Annotated in this window: 1 protein-coding gene; it reads left to right on the top strand. The window is 37.5% G+C overall.

Features of this window, described 5'->3' with window-relative positions; all coding sequences use genetic code 11:
• Positions 1-141 precede the first annotated feature (141 nt).
• A partial coding sequence (locus HMPREF0493_RS02365) for an IS1182 family transposase (protein ID WP_006351660.1) occupies positions 142-1,428 on the top strand: 1,287 nt, incomplete at its 3' end.

Raw genomic sequence — 1,428 nt, 5'->3', positions numbered from 1 at the left:
GTGTCTGGGAAAAAACTAATTTCCAGGCCATGAAAAAAGCGATGAACTTCATAAGAAGTCATCGCTCTTTTTGTATACTTTAAACCCATTCCTTGATATTATTTAATCACCACAAAAAAACAATAGAAAGTGGGCTTAAACATGTATCAAAATTATATCACAGGACAAACTACTTTATCATTAAATTTAGATTTTTCTATCCCTGCAAATCACATTGCCAGTGTTATCAGTGAATTCGTTGATTCTATTCCTAACGAAGTTATCTTAGAAACCACTTCTAATACAGGCAGACCTGCATATCACCCGGCAATGATGCTTAAGATCTTGCTCTTTGCTTATTCTAGAAGAGTTTTTTCAGGCAGAAAAATTGAAAGAATGCTAGAAGAGAATCTGCCCATGATGATTTTGGCTGACAATAGAAAGATTTCTTATCACACGATCAATAATTTCAGATCAAGCGACCATGCCAATAAGGTAATTAAGCAGTGCTTTGTCTACTTTACTTCATTATTAGAAGATGAGGGATTAATCCGTGAAAATGCAGTTTTTATCGATGGCACTAAGATTGAAGCAGACGCCAACAGGTACACTTTTGTCTGGCGAAAAGCTATTGAGAAGTATCATGCCAAGTTAAAGGAAGACGTGTCTGCTTTATATGAAGAACTGATCAATAAAGAAGTAGTCAAAGCCATGGCCGAAGAAGAAGCCCAAACTAGTCAAGGCTTAGAGATTCTGGCTCAAGAAACGGAAAAAGAAGTTGAGAAACTGACCGAGAAAATTGATCGAGAACCTAAAGCCATTCCAGGCGGATCAAAAAATAAGGCCAAGCGCCGTGAATTAAAGAAGATCGCACATAAACTCAGAAAAGATTTTATTCCGCGTGCTAAAAAGTACGAAGAAGCTGAAGAGATCTTTGCTGGCCGTAACAGCTACTCTAAAACAGATCATGATGCCACCTTCATGCATATGAAAGAAGATCATATGAAAAACGGGCAGCTAAAGCCAGGCTACAATATTCAGGCAGCGACTACTAATCAATATGTAGTTGATTTTGCCCTGTTTCCTAATCCGACTGACTTTAGAACATTCGAACCATTTCTAGACCAGATGAAGTCCAGAGGAATTCTCGATAAGTTTCAAAATATTGTGGCCGATGCGGGCTATGGCAGTGAATACAATTACTCGATTCTGGAAGAGAATTATTCAGATAAGAACTATCAGATTCCGTATACCCAATACGAAAAAGAACAAACGCGAAAATATAAGAAAGATCCATCAAAGGTCGACAACTGGTACTATAACGAAGAAGAAGACTATTACGTAGATAAATCAGGCGTCCGCTTCAACTTCAAATATTATAGTCAAAGAAAAGATCGATCTACTGGCATGGTCAGAAACTTCAAAATTTATGAAGCTGATGAGTTCCAG

Origin of the sequence: Lactobacillus amylolyticus DSM 11664 (assembly GCF_000178475.1) — a bacterium.
GTDB classification, from domain to species: domain Bacteria; phylum Bacillota; class Bacilli; order Lactobacillales; family Lactobacillaceae; genus Lactobacillus; species Lactobacillus amylolyticus.
Note: the sequence above shows the minus strand (reverse complement) of the source record. Positions and strands in the feature narration are given on the sequence as shown.